We start from the raw sequence: 18417 nt of genomic DNA on the forward strand, positions 1-18417 counted from the left end.
ATAAACTACCATCAATCACGGCAATATGGTAGAATAAAGGAAACATATAAAGGGGATTTGCTTTTTGACAGCACAAGTTCAGCAAATTTTTACATTTGAAAATGTGGAGCAACAGACTAAGTTGCTTGGCGTTAATGATAATTTTTTACAGTTAATCGAAGAAGGATTAACTGTGCGACTTCATGCTCGTGGTGACCAAATGACCATCTCAGGTGATGAGGATAAAGTGCCATTAGCTAAAGCTGTACTACGCGAATTAACTAGATTAATTAAGCATCAAATTAATATATCCGATACTGACGTTGTGAGTGCAATAACAATGGCACAGCGTGGAACATTGGAATATTTTGGTGACCTATACTCTGAAGTACTAATTCGTGATAATAAAGGGCGTTCCGTTCACGTTAAAAATTTTGGTCAACGCCAGTACGTCCAATCAATTCGTAAAAATGATGTCACGTTCGGCATCGGACCGGCTGGAACAGGAAAGACTTTTTTAGCAGTTGTTATGGCAATATCAGCCTTGAAGCGTGGTGACGTCGAAAGAATTATTATCACACGTCCTGCTGTTGAAGCAGGTGAGTCACTAGGATTTCTTCCAGGTGATCTGAAAGAAAAAGTAGATCCATATATGCGTCCTATTTACGATGCTATGAATGCATTAATTGGCGCGGAACAGACCCAGCGGTTAATGGAGCGTGGTGTGGTCGAAATTGCGCCACTGGCCTATATGCGTGGTCGAACATTGGATGATGCATTTATTATTCTAGATGAAGCACAAAATACAACGAATCAACAAATGAAAATGTTCCTAACGCGTTTTGGATTTGGCTCAAAAATGATTATTAATGGGGACATCTCTCAAATCGATTTGCCATATGGTGCAAAATCCGGGCTCATTTCGGTCCAACGTATTTTGAAAGACGTGAATCATGTATCGTTTATTCATTTTGGTAGTGCCGATGTGGTTCGTCATCCGGTTGTCGGTCTAATAGTTGGTGCCTATGAAGCAGCTGAGAAAAAATTAGCCGAATTAAAAAAGGAGCAAATTAACTAATGGATTTGGCTATTATTGACCAAACAAAAGCTGGTGTTAATCAATATCATCAGGATCTGGTTCGTTGTGTACTAGATTATGCTGGCAAATATTTGGAATTGCCAGATAATACAGAAATGTCTGTAACATTTATGAACAATGAAGAAATTCATCAATACAATAAAAAATATCGTGGTATAGACAAACCCACTGACGTCATTAGTTTCGCAATTGAGGAAGACGGTGATGATCTTCCGGTTTTACCAGACGAATTGATGGATGCCGAGTTAGCGAAAAATATTGGTGATATCTTGGTTTCTGTGGATATTATTAATTCTCAGGCAGAGTACTTGGGGCATAGCTATGAACGTGAGTTAGGCTTCCTAGTGGTGCATGGCTTCTTACATTTGAATGGATATGATCATATGTTAGGCGATGCAGAAGAAAAAGAAATGTTTGATTTACAACGAGAGATTTTAGATAATTATGGCCTCAAAAGATAAAAAGCTAGAAGGTGCGCCTAAAGACTACAATAAAAAAGTACAACGAAACAGTACATTTTTTCGAGCCATGAGAAACTCTTTGCACGGTATTTGGCTGATACTAGTCAGAGAACGCAACATGCGAATACATATCTTGCTAGGATTTCTCATTTTGCTTGTGGGCTTACATCTTGGCTTAAACCGTGCAGATTGGTTGTGGGTTGCAGTCGCAGTATTTACAGTGATATCGAGTGAGTTTTTGAACACGATTATTGAAGCTGTGGTTGATTTGGTTGTCGAAAAAAGATATCATCCACTTGCCGGGCTGGCAAAAGATGTCGCTGCTGGTGGCGTTTTAGTTGCCGTGGGTTTTGAAATTATTATCTTATTGATTGTATTTCAACCTTATGTTTGGCGGCATTTTGGTATTGTTACCAATTTTTCACAATTTATTCATGACTTCAGTAAATAAAACACATACAGGAGAATGCGGCCAAAGACCGTATATATATTATGACAGAATCTACTTTTAAATCAGGATTTGTGGCGATTATTGGTCGCCCAAATGTTGGTAAATCAACGCTTTTGAACCGCATCGTTGGCGAAAAAATTGCCATTATGTCAGATAAAGCACAAACTACCCGTAATAAAATACAAGGCATCTATACAACGGATGATGCACAAGTTGTGTTTATTGACACGCCAGGTGTACATAAACCACAAAATTCACTCGGTGATTTTATGGTGAAATCTGCATTTTCTGCGCTTCATGAGGCAGATGCAATCTGGTTTGTGGTAGATGCTGCAATGGCACGTGGTCGTGGTGACGATTTCATTATTGACCGGTTACAAGAAGTTAAAAATACACCAATTTATTTACTAATTAACAAAGTTGATTTATTAGCGCCAAATGACTTGCTTGATGTTATTGCTAGCTATCAGAATGATGCGCCTGAGTGGGCTGAGGTATTTCCAATTTCTGCCACAGAGGGTGATAATGTTCCAGAGTTGTTGGACAATATTGTGTCTCACTTGGATGAAGGGCCTCAATATTTCGATGCAGACCAATTAACGGATCACCCTGAACGTTTTGTTATTGGAGAATTAATTCGCGAAAAGGTATTGCAGTTAACACGTCAAGAGGTACCACATTCAGTTGCTGTCGTTATCGACAAAATTGCTCGTGAAAATGAAGAAAAAATTCATATTCAGGCATCAATTATTGTTGAACGACCAACACAGAAGAATATCATCATTGGTAAACAGGGTGCGATGATCAAAGATATTGGTACGAGGGCGCGCAAGGACATTGAACGCTTACTCGGGGACAAAGTTTTCCTTGAAACTTGGGTTAAGGTTGAGCCTCGCTGGCGTGACCGACCACAAGCTTTGCAGACATTAGGATATCGTCAAGAAGATTACTAAAATGATGCTGTATCAAAGCACCGTGTTGTCATAAAGAAAAATTTTGGCGATTGATTTAGTGGAGTCATTATGGCAATTATTCGTGGCATTGTATTGTATACACGACAATATAAAGATAATGATTTATTAGTTCGCATACTAACGGAAACGTACGGCATGCGAACTTTTTTGGCGCGAGGTGCAAAGAAAGCTACTTCTAAACTCTCAGCTGGTACACAACCTTACACAATTGTAACTTTTGATGGTGCTCTACCGAAACGAGAAACCGGACTAGGTTACATGAATGATGTTCAAGATATAAAAGTATATTCACGGCTTATCGAAGATATCGAAGCAAATGCCTATGCTGCGCTGATTGCTAGTTTAATTGATGCTTCCTTTGAAGAAGGGGAAAAGATAACACGCTGGTATAATCAACTTTATGTCGCGCTACAGAAACTAGATGAGGGACTCGATCCTCAAATTATTGCTAATATTTTTGAAATTCAATTACTTGTTCCTCTAGGGGTGGCGCCAAACTTAAGGGCTGATCCGATTACAGGTCAAGTAGATGGGAAATTTGATTATTCTGAAAAGTACAATGGCATTATTTCAGAACATCATTTTAATCTGGACGATCAGCGATTAATGCTTGATCAAAAAACTGTGTTTTATTTACGTCAATTTAGCGTCATTGATATGCGCCAAGTACATGACATCAAAATGTCAGCAATCACCAAACGTGGTTTGCAACGTGTAATTGACTATATTTACGAAAAACAAGTTGGTTTGAAGCCACGTGCAAAATCATTTATTGAGCAAATGCATTCGTGGCAAAATACGTTAGTTAATTTTAGAAGGAATAAGTAATCATGAAAAAAATTTTGGTTTTGCATACCGGTGGTACAATTTCTATGCATGAAGATGCTGATGGCGATGTCGAAACAGGAGATGAAAATCCTTTAGTTCAAGCAAAGGTTACCTTTCCAAATATCGAACTAGAAGTTGAGAACATTTTTAATTTACCAAGTGAACATATTGGTCCGTCTCATATGCTACAATTGCAAAAACGTATCTCTGAAGCCAAAAATGATTTTGATGGTGTGGTCATTACTCATGGTACTGATACCTTGGAAGAGACAGCATTCTTTCTGGATAGCACATTAAAAGTTTCGTTTCCTATTGTTATAACGGGAGCAATGCGTTCATCCAATGAACTTGGTTCAGATGGTTTGTACAATTATCAATCTGCGCTACGTGTAGCGGCAGATGATACATCCAAAAACCGTGGTGTGATAGTTGTGATGAATGATGAAATACATGCCGCTCGATTTGTAACTAAAACACACACTACTAATGTGGCAACGTTTGCGTCACCACTTAGTGGCACGATGGGGCTACTAACGAAACGACAAATTATTTACTTTTATGACCTGCCACAACGAGAAGTATTACCAGATGTGGATATTAACAAAAATATCCCTGTTTTAAAGGCGTACGCTGGCATGGATGGCCAATTATTGAAAATTTTGGCTGATGCTAATATTGACGGCATTATTATTGAAGCACTTGGTGCTGGTAATTTATCTCGCGAAGCAGCTCGCGGAGTAGCATATTTATTAGCGAAAAATACGCCAGTGGTCATTGTGTCAAGAAGCTTCAATGGTGTTGCTGCACCAGTATATGATTATTTAGGTGGCGGCGTTCAATTAGAGAAATCTGGAGCAATCTTTGCGTCCAGCATTAATGGGCCTAAAGCGCGACTAAAGCTATTAATCGGACTATCAAACAACTTAAGTAAAGAACATCTAGAAACGTATTTACATGGTATTTAACTCACTATGAGAAGAATCTATTTCGTGCGTCATAGCATTCGTGATGATAAAATTAAAGACGATTATTCGGCACCATTAACGATAGAAGGAAAGCAGTTGGCCCATGATTTGGTGGGTTATTTTGTAGACAAAAATATTAAGGCTATCTATTCATCACCTTATCAGCGTGCGTTGCAGACTATTGAACCAACAGCAACTACACTGGGTATAGAAATTAATTTGAATGCTGCATTGCGCGAACGGCAAACTAATGACCAAATAGATTGGCAAAATCATTTAGAAAAGCTGTGGCAAAATTTTTATTTTAAAACCGCTGGGGAAGAATCTTTAGCAACTGTGCAACAAAGAATGAAAACAGCTTTTTATCAAATTATTGATGAATCTTCTGGTGAAATAATTATTACAAGTCATGGGACGGCATTAAGCTTATTGTTCCATTACTTAACAAGTGGTTATTTCAATTTTATAGACTGGCAAAAAATGGAAATGCCGGATGTATATATTGGCCTATTTGATGAAAATAATCAATGCATCAGTTTAACAAAAGAGGCGTATTAACTTTAATAGTTAATACGCCTCTTTTTAATGTCATTTAAAGATATTTGTATAGATTGCTTCTACAGCACTATCAGATAAGTCGGGCTGAATTCCTAACATAATCGAAATTTCGCTCGCTCCTTGGTTAACCATTTGTAGACTGATATTACGCTCCTTCAGGGGCGCGACAATCTCCGTCAAGGCACCAACACGATTACGCATTCCTTCACCAACAACCATTATAATACCGTAGCTTGGAATCCACTTTAATGTATCAGGTTTAATTTCAGCAGCAATATCGCTTAACATGTTATCAACTTGCTCTTGCGTTAACATTGTTTTATCAAAAATAATTGTCAAATCATCAATACCAGAAGGCATATGTTCGTAAGAAATATTGTGACGCTTCAAAATCTCAAGAATACGAAGGGTAAAACCAACTTGTTTATTCAATAAGTACCGATGTAAGTATAGGGCAGCAAAGCGGTTGGAGTTGGCAATACCAGTTACAGGACGTGCTTGCTGAACCTCTGTAGGTGGTACGATAAATGTTCCAGGGGCATCGGGATCATTGGTATTTTTGATGTTTATACGAATACCACCTTGAATGGCTGGAATAATGGCTTCATCATGGAATACAGCAAAACCAGCATAAGATAACTCGCGCATCTCATCGTATGTCATTTGTTGGATAGCTGCTGGATGTTCGACAATTGAAGGATTAACAGCATAGATAGCACTGACATCGGTAAAGTTTTCATATAAATCAGCTCGTAGTCCGCGTGCCATAATAGCACCAGTTATGTCTGAACCACCACGTGAAAATGTAGCCATGTCGCCATTCTTAGTGTAGCCAAAGAAGCCAGGGACAATGAGTCGTTCAGAAGTTGACAGGTCTAACTCGCCGATTGTGGTATAAGAAGCGGTATCAAATGTTGCTGATCGCGCATTATCATCCACGACCAATCCAATCTCTTTAGGATCCACAAAACGAGCTGGCATACCTAAATGGTTAAAGACTTTAGCAATCAATTGCGCATTTAAATATTCGCCGTGAGCAGCGAATGCTGCATATAAATAATCAAATGATCGGTAATGTTTTCTTGCTAGATGTTCAATTTGTTCATCGAGGTCAGCTAGTTCATAATCTGGTAACTCAAAGTATTCACCAATAGAGTGATAGCGATGTTTAATCGTTTCAATAATTTCAGTGGTATCTTCGTCTGCAAGCGTAGCTTGCGCGTATGATATCAATAAATCGGTCACCTTCCGATCATCTTTGAATCGTTTACCAGGTGCTGAGACAACAACAACTTTTCGATCATCATCAGCACGAATGATATCGTAGACACGTTGCAGTTGTTGACCGTTAGCTAGTGAAGAACCACCAAATTTTGTAACTTTCATAATATGTAAGTGCTGGTAAGCACATATTCTCCTAATTATTTTTTGTAATTTGTAAACCAGTATAATCTGGTTCTAGTAATAATAGTTTTCCTGGCAAAGCCATGTTTGTCAGCACTTTTAATAACTTAGTTGCATTATCCTTTGATACGAGAGTGATAACAGTCGGACCCGCACCAGAAAGATAGGTGCCGATGATTTCTAGTTGATGGGCAGTATCACGAATAATTTTTAGGTGTGGTGCTAAATGAGCACGAGCCTGTTCATGAAATTGGTCCTTTTCAATTAAAACACGAGCTGTATTGAAATCACCGGCGTTCAATGCTGCGGTTAAAGTATTACTGATAGCGCTGGCAGCAACACTATCTTTAAATGTCATCTTAGCAGGCAACGCATTACGTGCTTCAGTTGTGAGCAGTTCGTAATTCGGAATGAAGGTGATGAAATTAATGTCTTTTGGTAAACTCAATGGTGCATGATAGACCTGCTCGCCATCGTAAAAGGCTGCTACACTACCTCCAAGTAACGCAGGAGCAACATTATCTGGATGACCTTCTAAAGCCGTCGCTTGCTTCAATAAAGCGTCATTACTCAATCGCATATCAGCCAGAACATTGGCCATTGCTAGACCAGCCAACAGCGCAGAAGATGATGAACCCAGTCCGCGTGCAAGTGGAATATCAGATTTTACAACAATACGATGAGGTGTCAAGTTTGGGGCTAATAAGAGTGCTGTTTTGACAATGAAGTTGTTAACATCACTGGGCATATTTGCACCGTAATCATGAATCACTTGCCATTCGGAGGTTTCTTCATACACTTCTAAGGTTAAGTATAGTTTTAAGGCCACGCCAAGAGAATCAAAGCCAGGGCCAATATTGGCGCTAGTAGCTGGTACAGTTATTTTAATCATGAGAAAATTTTATACTCCGCCGCTAAATTAATGCCATCAGCATTTCGGATTGTTGTACGAATAACATTGAGCTGCGCATCAGAGGCAGCGTGTGTCAGAGCAACTAATCGAGCAAAACCATTTTTTGCTGGGGTTTGCTTTAAATCAGTAAAACTTATTTTTGCGGAAGCAAACATACCGGTTACGGAATACATTGCTCCTGGCGTGTCAGCTACTTCTACAACAATAAAACGTCTTGCCACGCGCTGTGAAGGTTTAGCCAAATCTAGATCTTGGTTAAAAGTATTAAATGGTCTTCCTGGCGTATTCAGCGCTAGATTGGTAGCGACATTGGTTAAATCACTTAATACCGAATTAGCAGTAGGCATTTCACCAGCGCCTGGTCCATATAGCATCACTTCACCAACTGACTCACCATTAACTAAAACGGCATTGTTTTCATTGTTAACGGTCGCTAAGGGATGGTTAAACGAAACAAGGTGAGGGGAAACCTCAATACTGAGTGCATTACCAACTCTTTGGGCAACACCAAGCAATTTGATTGCGTAGCCAAAACCGTGCGCATCGTTGATATCTGAATCCGTTAAGTCGGCAATACCAGTAATAGTTACGTCATCCATAACAGGTTGCACACCAAACGAAAAGTTAGACAAAATAATTAACTTGTATGCTGCATCAAAACCTTCCACGTCATTTGTGGGATCAGATTCAGCAAAACCTTTGTCTTGAGCTAATTTAAGGGCTTCTGCATACGTTAAACCATTTGTAGCCATTTGCGTTAGAATAAAGTTACTTGTGCCGTTAATGATACCGGCGACACGTGAAATTTCATCTGCCGTAAAACTGCTTGAAAGCGTACGCAAGATAGGCACGCCACCGGCAACGGCAGCTTCATAATATAAATCAACACCATTCTGGTTGGCTAATTCAGCTAACTCTTGTCCACGACTTGCGATTAAATCTTTGTTTGCCGTGACAACATGCTTTTTTGCCATAAGTGCGCGTTTGATAATATCGTATGCATAATCAATTCCACCCATGACTTCTACTACAATTTGTATTTCGTCATTGCCTAAAATATCCTCAGGATTATCAGTGATTGGAAAATCTTGTGTAAAACCTGTGCGCGGTTTATTAAGATTATGTACGACGGCATGACGTACGACCAAATGAGATCCCGTGCGTTGGGTAATTTGATTAGCGTTTTGTTGTAAAATTTTTACGACACCACTTCCAACTGTGCCGAGACCAAAAAGACCGATGCCTATTTCCATGTGATATTCCCTTTATTTTGAGTATTTTATATATGTTCTTCTTATGATTTTATCATTATAATATCTAAAAATAAACAAATTTGTTATAATTGGATAAATTATAAAAAAAGGAATTTAGTTACTATGAATTATGTATCAACACGTGGACAGGCGCCTGCAGTTACATCTAGCCAAGCAATAATAAACGGTATTGCGCCAGATGGCGGTCTTTACGTTCCAGAAAAATGGCCAAAATTAAAATTAGATTGGAAAAATCTAAGCCAGCAAAGCTATCAAGAAATTGCCACGCAAGTATTTGATGCCTTTTTTGATGATTTTACAGTTCAGGAAATTGACCATATTATTTCAAAATCATATGGCAATCAATGGGATGCTGAGAGCATTGTGACCTTGCACAATGAAAACAAGTTGCACTATATTGAATTGTTTCATGGACCAACCTTAGCATTCAAAGATGTTGCACTACAGGCACTACCACATCTATTAACGACAGCTGCTAAAAAGCAGTCACTAAATGATAAAATTGTTATTTTAACAGCTACATCTGGCGATACAGGAACTGCTGCTATGAGCGGCTTTGCAAATGTTGAAAATACTGAAATAGTTGTTTTTTACCCAGAAGTTGGTGTTAGTGATATTCAGCGTCAACAGATGCAAACTGAAGAGGGACACAATGCTCATGTTACAGCAATAACTGGTAATTTTGATGATGCCCAAAAAGCTGTAAAATCTATTTTGAGCGATGAGAAATTAATTCAGGAATTATCAGAAAAGGGTATGCGTTTTTCATCAGCTAATTCAATTAATATTGGTCGATTAGTACCACAAATTGTGTATTACATTTATGCTTACGCCCAATTAGTAAAAAATGATGTGGTGGTACCAGGAGAAGAAATCAATATTGATGTGCCAACCGGAAACTTTGGTAATGTGCTTGCTTCATATTATGCCAGTCAGTTAGGATTACCAGTTCATCAGTTTACAGTTGCTTCGGATGAAAATAATGTATTAACTGATTTTTTCAACACTGGTATCTATGATCGTCAACGTGATTTTAAAGTCACAAATTCACCGGCAATGGATATCTTAGTATCAAGCAACTTGGAACGGTTGTTGTATTTTGCTAGTGGTCGTAATGATGAAGAAGTTCGCCAGTATATGAAGTCATTAGCTGAAAATGGTCAATATACCTTGACTGATAAAACGCGTAATTATTTGCAAAAATTCACAGCTAAATTTGCGACACAATCTCAAGTGGTTGATACGATTAAAGATGTCTTTGAAAATAGCGGTTACTTAATTGATCCGCATACGGCTGTTGGTCGCTTTGCTTACGAAGAAGAAACACATAAAACGTTACTTGCAGCAACAGCAAGTCCTTATAAGTTTCCACAAACAGTTTTGGCAGCATTGCAGGAAAAAAACGAAGGGGGCGTAGTGGATTTGCAAAAGCTAGCTGAACGAACAAATACAGTTATTCCAGCACAAGTAGCAACGTTATTTGATAAAACTATTGTACACACTAAAATCATCGAGCCTGCGATGATTGTGCAATCTGTTAAAGACGAACTATCTATCTGATAATTGTGGGATTGTTTGCTATATTATGACATTTTATGATTTAAATCGTTGATTTTTTAATGTATAATTAGGCTATATCAACCAAGGAGAATCAAATGTCATATCAAGAATTAGATCCTATTGTCTGGAGTGCGATTCAACAAGAAAGTGCGCGTCAAAACCGTACAATTGAATTAATCGCTTCTGAGAACTTTACATCGCAAGCCGTACGTGCCGCACAAGGTTCGGTGTTGACAAATAAGTATGCTGAAGGATACCCTTATAAGCGTTATTATGGTGGCACGGAGTACGTGGACGTTGTTGAACAGGTAGCTATCGATCGTTTAAAAGAACTTTTTGGTGCTGAATATGCTAACGTTCAGCCGCATTCTGGTTCCCAAGCGAATGCTGCTGCTTACATGGCATTTTTAAAGCCAGGTGACAAGATATTGGGTATGAGTCTTGACGCTGGTGGACACTTGACACATGGGGCCAAGGTCAGTTTCTCTGGAAAAGTTTATGAATCACATACTTATGGATTAAATTCGGAAACAGAAACCTTAGATTATGAAGCAATTGCCAAGCAAGCACGTGAAGTAAAACCACAGATGATTGTGGCCGGTGCTTCTGCATATTCACGAATCATTGAATTTGATAAGTTTCGTGCGATTGCTGACGAAGTGGGTGCCTATTTAATGGTTGATATGGCGCATATTGCCGGACTTGTAGCTGCTGGGCTACATCCCAATCCAGTAGGCATTGCAGATGTTGTTACATCAACAACACATAAAACATTGCGAGGTCCGCGTGGTGGGGTTATTCTATCACAGGAAAAGTATGCTAAGCAGCTTAATTCAGCTATTTTCCCTGGATCGCAAGGTGGACCATTGGAACACATTATTGCAGGTAAAGCAATTGCCTTTGGAGAAGCTTTACAACCTAAATTTAAAGACTACGCACAACAAGTTATTAAAAATGCGCAAGCTATGGCAAAAGTTTTCAATGATACTGAAGATATTCGTGTTGTAGCTGGTGGCACTGACAACCATTTATTCAATTTGGACCTAACTAAAACAGCGTTAAATGGTAAGCAAACACAGGAATTATTAGACACAGTTTCAATTACTACAAACAAAGAAGCTCTGCCAAATGAACAATTAAGTCCATTTGTTACATCTGGTATTCGTATTGGAACTGCAGCAATCACAACGCGTGGATTTGATGAAGATGATGCCACTAACGTAGCCGAATTGATTGTGACAGCCATTCATCATTATGATGATGAAAAAGTACTCAAGCAAGTGAAACGTGAAGCTGAAGCATTAGCAATGACGCATCTATTTGAATAATTTAAAAGCTGGTAAAACCGGCTTTTTTTGGTGAAAAATGCAAACAAAATCAGAATTAAGAATTCAACAAAAAGCAGCTCTTGCTAGAGAAAATCTGATGAAGCGTAAAAGGGAAGAGGAGCAACTTTATGCACTACTTTTCCAGACTCCTGAATGGCAATCTGCTGATAGTATAGCAGTTACTTTGAGCATGGAGTTCGAATTAAATACGAGTCCGATTATTATTAAAGCCTGGGAAAAAAGCAAGCGAGTTCTCGTACCAAAAATTATTAATCACAAAATGATTTTTGTGGAAATAGATTCAAATACACGTTATCAAACGGGGATGTTGAACATTAGAGAGCCACTAATAGATAACTATCAGGCCGTTGAACAACTGGATCTGGTAATTGTTCCTGGGTTAGCTTTTACTGTTAGCGGTAAACGTTTAGGTTTTGGGGCTGGATATTATGATCGTTTTTTAGAACACTACGCGGGGCATACGATCAGTGTAGCCTTATCGACGCAATTACTAGATGATTTACCAACAGAAAATCATGATCAAACTGTTCAGCGTATTTTGTATGCAAAATAGCTAATTCCTTGGTGTAGCACTATCATCCATTTTTATCAATGTTTGACTTTTGGTAAATGTTTTCTTACAATACCAATATAGTAGGTAAAGGGGAAATTATGCTTGACAAAACAATTTATAAACAGATTTTTAAGTCTAGTTTCGACGCCCCAATCGACGTTGAATTTTGGGATGGGGAAAAGGTAAGTTACGGTCAAGGAGACCCAATTGCCACAATCATCCTTCACGAGGTCATACCGATCAAAGACATTATGGCACATGCCTCGCTCACTTTTGGTGAAGCGTACATGGATGGAAAAATTGAAATTAAAGGTAATCTACAACAGTTGGTTAAGATTGCGTATGATTCCAAAGAAAGTTTTTTGAATGGATCTAAGTTTTCTAAACTTATTCCTAAACACTCACACTCGGAGAATAAGAGTAAAGCAGACGTACAGAGCCATTATGATATTGGTAATGATTTTTATAACATGTGGTTGGATCCCACAATGACTTATTCTTGTGCTTACTTCGTTAGCGAAAGAGATACACTTGAAGATGCACAATGGAACAAAGTACGCCACATTTTAAATAAACTTCATGCACAATCTGGTGAAACTTTATTAGACATCGGATGTGGCTGGGGCACATTACTGTTCACCGCAGCTAAAGAATACAACTTGGAAGCCACTGGTGTAACACTTAGTCAACAACAGTATGATTTTGTTTCTAATAAGATTAAAGAAGAAGGACTTGAAGGTCGAGTTCATGTTTATTTGGAAGACTATCGTGAGTTAAAAGATACTTATGACCATGTAACTTCTGTTGGTATGTTCGAACACGTTGGGAAAGAAAACTTAGGTGAATACTTCAACCAAGTGAACAACCTTCTTACAGAAAATGGTACAGCCTTAATTCACGGCATTACTGGGCAACATGACGGTGCAGGTGTTGATGCTTGGATCAATAAATACATTTTCCCAGGTGGTTACATCCCAAATATAGCGGAAAACGTGGGACACATTATTGATGCTTCTTTGCAGGTTGATGATATTGAACCGTTGCGTCGTCATTATCAGAAAACATTGGAAATTTGGACAACTAATTTCCACAAAGTTGAAGAGGAAGTTATTTCAAAATATGGTGAACGTTTTTACAGGATGTGGGATTTATATTTGCAAGCTTGTGCAGGTTCATTTGAAGCTGGAAATATTGATGTCGTTCAGTATTTGCTCACCAAAGGGCCTTCTGGTACAAACTTACCAATGACGCGTTCATATATTTATCATGCTGATGTTGCTAGCGGTGTGAAATAGCGTGTAATCTCGTTAGATTAGTAAAAAGCAGTCAACTATGATTAGAAGTTGACTGCTTTTTTATTGATTAAAATTCCTGATAAACTGCAGGATCTTGATTATTTGTCCTGCCATCAGGTTTTGTTAGATCGTTGATACGTTGCATATCAGATGAACTAATTTCAAAATCAAAAAGATCTAGGTTACCTTTTTGTCTTGCGTAACTGCTTGCTTTAGGTATAGGCAATACGCCAAGAGATATTTCCCATTTCAACACGAGTTGACCAATATTCTTGTGGTATTTTTTAGCTAATTCAACTAAAACAGGGTCTTTCAAAATCGCACTTGCACGACCCAATGGGCTCCAAGCCTGTGTTAAAATATTTTGAGTGTTATTGTATTCACGCAATTCCTGTTGATTGAAATAAGGATGCAATTCAACTTGGTTAACAACTGGTAATATATTGGTTTCTTTTTTCAAACGTTCAATATGTTCAGGAAGAAAATTGCAAACACCGATTGATTTAACAAGACCAAACTTTTGCGCCTGAATGAGTGTGTGCCAAGCCTCTAGATAATGATCATCAATCGGGTTGGGCCAATGTAATAGGTACAAATCAAAGTAATCTAACTTACTTCGATACAAGGATTCTTGAATTAGATCAATTGAGTCTTGATAACTACTGTAATACTTCCCTGGAAGCTTTGAGGTGATGATTAATTCATCGCGATTGACATGCGATTGTTGTATAGCTTGTCCAACTGTACCTTCGTTCTGGTAATTAAAGGCAGTGTCGAATAGACGATAACCAGCATCAACTGCGGATAAAATTGATTGTGTTCCTGCAAAGCCATTTAATTTATATGTGCCGAAACCAATTTCTGGTAAGTGTTGACCATCGCTTAGTTCATGAAATGTCATAAATATAGACCTACTTTCTTCGTACTATAATCCCTATAGTAGGTCAAGAATTTAGGAGTTGCAAGAGAATGGTTTGCTCACTAGCAAACAAAATAACATCATCTAAGTAATGTTTTTAAGTATTAGTATATTTTAATAATTAAAATACCAATCAACATGCCAATAACGCCAATTATTTGATAGATAGAAATTGATTGCTGTTTTGATTGAAATAACCCAAATTGTTGAATGAGCATGGCGCCAATCATAACGCCTAGTGTTGAAATACTAACCGTGAGACCTGGACCTAACGGTAGGATGAGAAGTGACATAAGGGTTACAAAAGCAGCACCGCTAAACCAGCAAACCAAGATTGTGACAGACGGATACCAATGCGCAAATGACGCCAATTGTTGTTTTTCAAAAAAGCGAGCACGATCAATCCGATTATGAAGGCCCATAATGCGCTAACAGTCGGGCTTTGGATGTAATGACCTAGTTGACCATTAAAGGTAGACTGCACAGTGCATAAAATACCAGCGCCAAAAGCCCAGAGACGATTTAGCATTTGTGATTTTGAATGCTCACTACTTGCCAATTCTATAGCTGAATGTCGAGTCGATAACACCACGGCAATATAAGTGCCAGCTAAAAGAATGATGATACCAATGATGCGAGTCACTGAAACCATAACAACTGTTGTATTAAACCATCCAAAGGTTTCAAAAAACATACCGGATAAAATTTGCCCTAATGTTGGAAACATGACTGTTTCCACAGACCCAATTTTTGGGAAAAGAATAATACAACTTGTAATGAATACCAATCCGAAAAGACCACCTGTTGTCATCCATATTGGTGCTGAGAAGATAAGCTCTATTTTTGAAAAGTCACCCAGAATAACAGTCAGAATGAGCAATGAAAATGAACCAACTATATATGCCATAAAACAAGCAACGAGGGGAGATTTGAGCAAAAAACTTAACTGCGCGTTAACGGCATTTTGAGCAGCCAAAATTAAACCAGCTCCAATGGCAAGTGCAATATATATCATATACATCAGTTTATCTCCACATGAGCTTGCTGTCGTTCTTTAATTTCTACTGTGTTGTCGCCAATAATTATTCGATCACAAATATTTAAAAACAAACCGTGCTCAACAACGCCAACTTGGCTTTCAAGATATTCGGCGAGGGCATATGGATTGTTAATTGTGGTCATATGGCAATCAATAATGTAGTGACCAGGATCAGTGATAACGGGCTGGTTATTTCCGGGATGACGACGTAGCTTGGGGAACAGACCTTTATTGGCAAATTGTCGTAACAACTGACCGCTACCGTAGGGGATAACCTCTACGGGCAGCGGGAAAGAACCTAGCGTGTTGTGCACTTTACTGCGATCAACGATCCAGATATTTTTCTTTGAGTTTTTAGCTACTATTTTCTCCATCAGTAGGGCAGCTCCGCCACCTTTTATACCGTTAAGGTAGGAATCGACTTCATCTGCACCATCAACTGTAACGTCAATATGGTCAATGGCATCAATGTCGACAATTGGAATATTTAATTCTGCGCATCGCTGACTAGTAATTGTTGAAGTGGTCACGCCGATGACGTTATATTGAGAAGCAGCTAAAGCATCTAAAAAATAAGAAACAGTTGAACCAGTTCCTAGTCCGATAATCATATCGGTCTGGATATAATTTAAAGCGGCGAGGGCTGCTTGTTTTTTTTGGAAATTTTTTTCATTCATGATAAGCCTCATTCCGCCATAGCAGCATTAGCAAGCAAACCAGCGTCAACGTCTTTTTTATTTGGAATCGAGGCTATTGCACCAGATCGGCTGACGGCTATTGAACTAGCAAAGCAACTACGTCGAATGACGCTTGGTAGATTCGACAAGTTGTCGTCAATATTAGCTGAAAAAGTACCAATAAATGTGTCACCAGCAGCAGTGGTATCAACGGCATTTACCTTGAAAACAGGTAAAATATCTGCCGACCCATTGACATGATAGTAAACACCATCACTGCCAAGTGTAACCACTACGTTGGAAAAACCTACTTTATTTAATTTGGAAGTGAGTGGCGTTAACGACGATTGTTTTGTAGTTGGCTCAGTGTGAGCTAGTGCCGCGGCTTCAGTTTCGTTTGGTATGATTAAATCAGTAGATGAAATAATATTTGAATCAAGATGTGACGTAATAGGTGCCGGATTTAATATAGTTAGTACGCCATTTTCCTTGGCGATATTAAACCCAGCAACAATGGCCTCAGTAGGTACTTCAAGCTGTGCTACGATTACATCAGCATTAGCAATTATATTGCGCGCTTTTTCCACATCGGCGCTGGTTAAATTCATATTTGCGCCACCATATACCATAATCGTGTTATGTCCATCTGGCTCCAACATTATAGTGGCGGAACCAGTAAACTGGCTCTTTGTAAAAATATAATCCGTTGATATTCCTTCATCACTTAATAATTGTTTGAAGGCACGTCCACGGTCATCATCACCTACAGCACCGATCATTGTTACATCAGCTCCTTGACGAGCAGCTGCAACTGCCTGATTGGCACCTTTACCACCAAATGTACTTGCTTGATTGTTAACGGTGATGGTTTCTCCTTGGTTAGGTAATCTATCAATCATTTGAATAGTATCAATATTGAGACTACCGATAACAACAACCTTATTTTTCATAATGATTACTCCTTAAAATATCAAAGTTGGTTAAACGTTTTACTAAATTAAGGGTTGATCACAGTGTACGTTATTTTAAAAATAATGTCAAGAAAAAAAGCAACCATAATGTCTTAATGGTTGCCTTTTGTATTTTTAACTGGCCCGGTCGATTCACGAATAACCAATTTAACATCGAAAAATTCGGTTTGCAAGGGGAGGTTAGGATGATCGAGACGTCGGATAATCATTTTTAAAGCCGTTTCACCAATTTCCCAAACAGGTTGTGCTATGGTAGTTAATGTAGGAATCATAAATTCCGCATAATCTGTATCATCATAACCAATGATGGAAATATCATCAGGTACTTTAATATCTTGATAGGCCAAACCACGCAAAACACCGATAGCCATTTCATCATTCAAAATGAATGCTGCTGTAGATTTACTTTGAATAAGTTGATGAACAGCTGCCAAACCGCCATGTTTTGACAAAGTAGTAGTAATGATTGCTTTTGGCGTTAAATTTGCTGTAGATAATGTGTCTAAGAAACCAGCTCGACGTTGCCGCATGTTATCGGTCAGATTATTTGGTAAAATTAAAGCGATATCTCGATGACCAAGTGACATTAAATGACTGGCTGCCATACTTCCGCCTGTAAATTCATTTGTTTGAACCATATCATGTGCATTTATATCGGCATTTTGATCAAGCACCAGATACGGTATATTACGTTTTTTTAAAAACGTATTAACTTCCGCTCGATTAGGGATGTGCCGGCCAAAAACTAATGCTTCTACGCCACGCTCAACCAAGGAAAAAATTGCATCTTGTAAACTTTCATCGGTTGACCCTAGAAATACTAAATTAACATCAGATGGCGCACTAGCTTGCATGCTTTGAATAATGTCGGCAAAAAAAGGCATGCGGAAAGAAGGGACTATGATGCCAATCAAGCGTTTGTGCCTGCCCTTAAGATTTCTTGCAGCGCTGTTAGGAACATAGCCTAACTCATCTCGTGCTTGAAGTACTTTTTCAATCGTTGCCTCAGAAAAACGTTGGCCTTTGTTATTTAAAATTTGAGATACAGCAGCAATGGAAACGCCCGCTTTTTTGGCAACATCTTTTATTGAGATTTTGCGCATCACATTTTACTCCTTAGTTTAAAAACATTGTTCTTAAACTATTGT

Annotated in this window: 20 protein-coding genes; 11 read left to right on the plus strand and 9 right to left on the minus strand. The window is 38.5% G+C overall.

Annotation, left to right across the window (positions count from 1 at the left end):
• The first annotated feature begins 64 nt into the window (after positions 1-64).
• From RHP56_RS03840 to RHP56_RS03870, 7 genes are all read left to right on the plus strand, one after another.
• Entirely contained in the window at positions 65-1057 is a 993-nt protein-coding gene (locus RHP56_RS03840; protein WP_014324541.1) for a PhoH family protein, read from the plus strand.
• Positions 1057-1539 carry an rRNA maturation RNase YbeY gene (gene ybeY / locus RHP56_RS03845; protein WP_011679559.1) on the plus strand — a complete coding sequence of 161 codons (483 nt, stop codon included), beginning with the start codon at positions 1057-1059 and terminating at the stop codon, positions 1537-1539. The genes RHP56_RS03840 and ybeY overlap by 1 nt, the downstream gene beginning before the upstream one ends.
• Entirely contained in the window at positions 1523-1990 is a 468-nt protein-coding gene (locus RHP56_RS03850; protein ID WP_010284749.1) for a diacylglycerol kinase family protein, read from the plus strand. Before ybeY ends, RHP56_RS03850 begins: the two co-directional genes overlap by 17 nt.
• Before the next feature lie 41 nt (positions 1991-2031).
• Positions 2032-2943 (plus strand): GTPase Era, encoded by a 912-nt coding sequence (gene era / locus RHP56_RS03855; RefSeq protein WP_084035053.1) that lies wholly within the window; start codon positions 2032-2034, stop codon positions 2941-2943.
• Positions 2944-3012: 69 nt separating this feature from the next.
• A complete protein-coding gene (gene recO, locus RHP56_RS03860; protein WP_011679561.1) occupies positions 3013-3792 on the plus strand; it encodes a DNA repair protein RecO in 780 nt (259 codons plus the stop codon).
• 2 nt (positions 3793-3794) lie between these two features.
• Positions 3795-4757 (plus strand): asparaginase, encoded by a 963-nt coding sequence (locus RHP56_RS03865; RefSeq protein WP_011679562.1) that lies wholly within the window; start codon positions 3795-3797, stop codon positions 4755-4757.
• Between the two features lie 6 nt (positions 4758-4763).
• On the plus strand, positions 4764-5315 hold the full coding sequence (locus RHP56_RS03870; protein ID WP_153245352.1) for a histidine phosphatase family protein: 552 nt from the start codon (positions 4764-4766) through the stop codon (positions 5313-5315).
• Between the two features lie 30 nt (positions 5316-5345).
• On the opposite strand, the gene RHP56_RS03875 is transcribed toward RHP56_RS03870, so the two are convergent.
• The 3 genes from RHP56_RS03875 to RHP56_RS03885 are packed head-to-tail and all read right to left on the minus strand — an operon-like array spanning position 5346 to position 8885.
• Positions 5346-6701, minus strand: a complete 1356-nt coding sequence (locus tag RHP56_RS03875) for an aspartate kinase (protein ID WP_102753305.1) — start codon at positions 6699-6701, stop codon at positions 5346-5348.
• A 31-nt stretch (positions 6702-6732) separates the two neighbouring features.
• Positions 6733-7611 carry a homoserine kinase gene (gene thrB, locus RHP56_RS03880; protein WP_014324545.1) on the minus strand — a complete coding sequence of 293 codons (879 nt, stop codon included), beginning with the start codon at positions 7609-7611 and terminating at the stop codon, positions 6733-6735.
• Positions 7608-8885, minus strand: coding sequence for a homoserine dehydrogenase (locus RHP56_RS03885; protein ID WP_004164184.1), 1278 nt, complete (start codon positions 8883-8885; stop codon positions 7608-7610). Before RHP56_RS03885 ends, thrB begins: the two co-directional genes overlap by 4 nt.
• Before the next feature lie 123 nt (positions 8886-9008).
• Between RHP56_RS03885 and thrC the strand changes: the two genes are divergently transcribed.
• From thrC to RHP56_RS03905, 4 genes are all read left to right on the plus strand, one after another.
• Entirely contained in the window at positions 9009-10466 is a 1458-nt protein-coding gene (gene thrC / locus RHP56_RS03890) for a threonine synthase (RefSeq protein WP_462794729.1), read from the plus strand.
• A gap of 95 nt (positions 10467-10561) precedes the next feature.
• Positions 10562-11794, plus strand: coding sequence for a serine hydroxymethyltransferase (gene glyA / locus RHP56_RS03895; protein ID WP_011679566.1), 1233 nt, complete (start codon positions 10562-10564; stop codon positions 11792-11794).
• A 37-nt stretch (positions 11795-11831) separates the two neighbouring features.
• Positions 11832-12368, plus strand: coding sequence for a 5-formyltetrahydrofolate cyclo-ligase (locus RHP56_RS03900; protein ID WP_011679567.1), 537 nt, complete (start codon positions 11832-11834; stop codon positions 12366-12368).
• Positions 12369-12466: 98 nt separating this feature from the next.
• Entirely contained in the window at positions 12467-13663 is a 1197-nt protein-coding gene (locus RHP56_RS03905) for an SAM-dependent methyltransferase (protein ID WP_014324548.1), read from the plus strand.
• A gap of 67 nt (positions 13664-13730) precedes the next feature.
• On the opposite strand, the gene RHP56_RS03910 is transcribed toward RHP56_RS03905, so the two are convergent.
• The 6 genes from RHP56_RS03910 to rbsR form a co-directional block, all read right to left on the minus strand.
• The gene (locus RHP56_RS03910) at positions 13731-14564 is read right to left on the minus strand and encodes an aldo/keto reductase (RefSeq protein ID WP_011679569.1); all 834 of its coding nucleotides are present in this window, start codon (positions 14562-14564) and stop codon (positions 13731-13733) included.
• 122 nt (positions 14565-14686) lie between these two features.
• Complete coding sequence (locus RHP56_RS03915) at positions 14687-14875, minus strand: DMT family transporter (protein ID WP_257999847.1); 189 nt, start codon at positions 14873-14875, stop codon at positions 14687-14689.
• 5 nt (positions 14876-14880) lie between these two features.
• On the minus strand, positions 14881-15603 hold the full coding sequence (locus tag RHP56_RS03920) for a DMT family transporter (protein ID WP_257999848.1): 723 nt from the start codon (positions 15601-15603) through the stop codon (positions 14881-14883).
• Positions 15603-16298: a ribose-5-phosphate isomerase RpiA gene (rpiA, locus tag RHP56_RS03925; RefSeq protein WP_102753290.1), complete on the minus strand. Its 696-nt coding sequence runs from the start codon at positions 16296-16298 to the stop codon at positions 15603-15605. Before rpiA ends, RHP56_RS03920 begins: the two co-directional genes overlap by 1 nt.
• 8 nt (positions 16299-16306) lie before the next feature.
• On the minus strand, positions 16307-17248 hold the full coding sequence (gene rbsK, locus RHP56_RS03930) for a ribokinase (RefSeq protein WP_011679572.1): 942 nt from the start codon (positions 17246-17248) through the stop codon (positions 16307-16309).
• A 113-nt stretch (positions 17249-17361) separates the two neighbouring features.
• Positions 17362-18372 carry a ribose utilization transcriptional repressor RbsR gene (gene rbsR / locus RHP56_RS03935; protein WP_011679573.1) on the minus strand — a complete coding sequence of 337 codons (1011 nt, stop codon included), beginning with the start codon at positions 18370-18372 and terminating at the stop codon, positions 17362-17364.
• Positions 18373-18417: the final 45 nt, after the last annotated feature.

The organism is Leuconostoc sp. C5 (assembly GCF_056530425.1).

Coding starts and splice junctions, on each gene's coding strand:
- RHP56_RS03910 (WP_011679569.1), bottom strand. CDS start 14,564: ATGACATTTCATGAACTAAGCGATGGTCAACACTTACCAGAAATTGGT.
- rpiA (WP_102753290.1), bottom strand. CDS start 16,298: ATGAATGAAAAAAATTTCCAAAAAAAACAAGCAGCCCTCGCCGCTTTA.
- RHP56_RS03850 (WP_010284749.1), top strand. CDS start 1,523: ATGGCCTCAAAAGATAAAAAGCTAGAAGGTGCGCCTAAAGACTACAAT.
- RHP56_RS03905 (WP_014324548.1), top strand. CDS start 12,467: ATGCTTGACAAAACAATTTATAAACAGATTTTTAAGTCTAGTTTCGAC.
- recO (WP_011679561.1), top strand. CDS start 3,013: ATGGCAATTATTCGTGGCATTGTATTGTATACACGACAATATAAAGAT.
- RHP56_RS03920 (WP_257999848.1), bottom strand. CDS start 15,603: ATGTATATGATATATATTGCACTTGCCATTGGAGCTGGTTTAATTTTG.
- RHP56_RS03870 (WP_153245352.1), top strand. CDS start 4,764: ATGAGAAGAATCTATTTCGTGCGTCATAGCATTCGTGATGATAAAATT.
- thrB (WP_014324545.1), bottom strand. CDS start 7,611: ATGATTAAAATAACTGTACCAGCTACTAGCGCCAATATTGGCCCTGGC.
- RHP56_RS03875 (WP_102753305.1), bottom strand. CDS start 6,701: ATGAAAGTTACAAAATTTGGTGGTTCTTCACTAGCTAACGGTCAACAA.
- RHP56_RS03915 (WP_257999847.1), bottom strand. CDS start 14,875: ATGTCACTTCTCATCCTACCGTTAGGTCCAGGTCTCACGGTTAGTATT.
- thrC (WP_462794729.1), top strand. CDS start 9,009: ATGAATTATGTATCAACACGTGGACAGGCGCCTGCAGTTACATCTAGC.
- era (WP_084035053.1), top strand. CDS start 2,032: ATGACAGAATCTACTTTTAAATCAGGATTTGTGGCGATTATTGGTCGC.
- glyA (WP_011679566.1), top strand. CDS start 10,562: ATGTCATATCAAGAATTAGATCCTATTGTCTGGAGTGCGATTCAACAA.
- ybeY (WP_011679559.1), top strand. CDS start 1,057: ATGGATTTGGCTATTATTGACCAAACAAAAGCTGGTGTTAATCAATAT.
- RHP56_RS03865 (WP_011679562.1), top strand. CDS start 3,795: ATGAAAAAAATTTTGGTTTTGCATACCGGTGGTACAATTTCTATGCAT.
- rbsK (WP_011679572.1), bottom strand. CDS start 17,248: ATGAAAAATAAGGTTGTTGTTATCGGTAGTCTCAATATTGATACTATT.
- RHP56_RS03900 (WP_011679567.1), top strand. CDS start 11,832: ATGCAAACAAAATCAGAATTAAGAATTCAACAAAAAGCAGCTCTTGCT.
- RHP56_RS03885 (WP_004164184.1), bottom strand. CDS start 8,885: ATGGAAATAGGCATCGGTCTTTTTGGTCTCGGCACAGTTGGAAGTGGT.
- rbsR (WP_011679573.1), bottom strand. CDS start 18,372: ATGCGCAAAATCTCAATAAAAGATGTTGCCAAAAAAGCGGGCGTTTCC.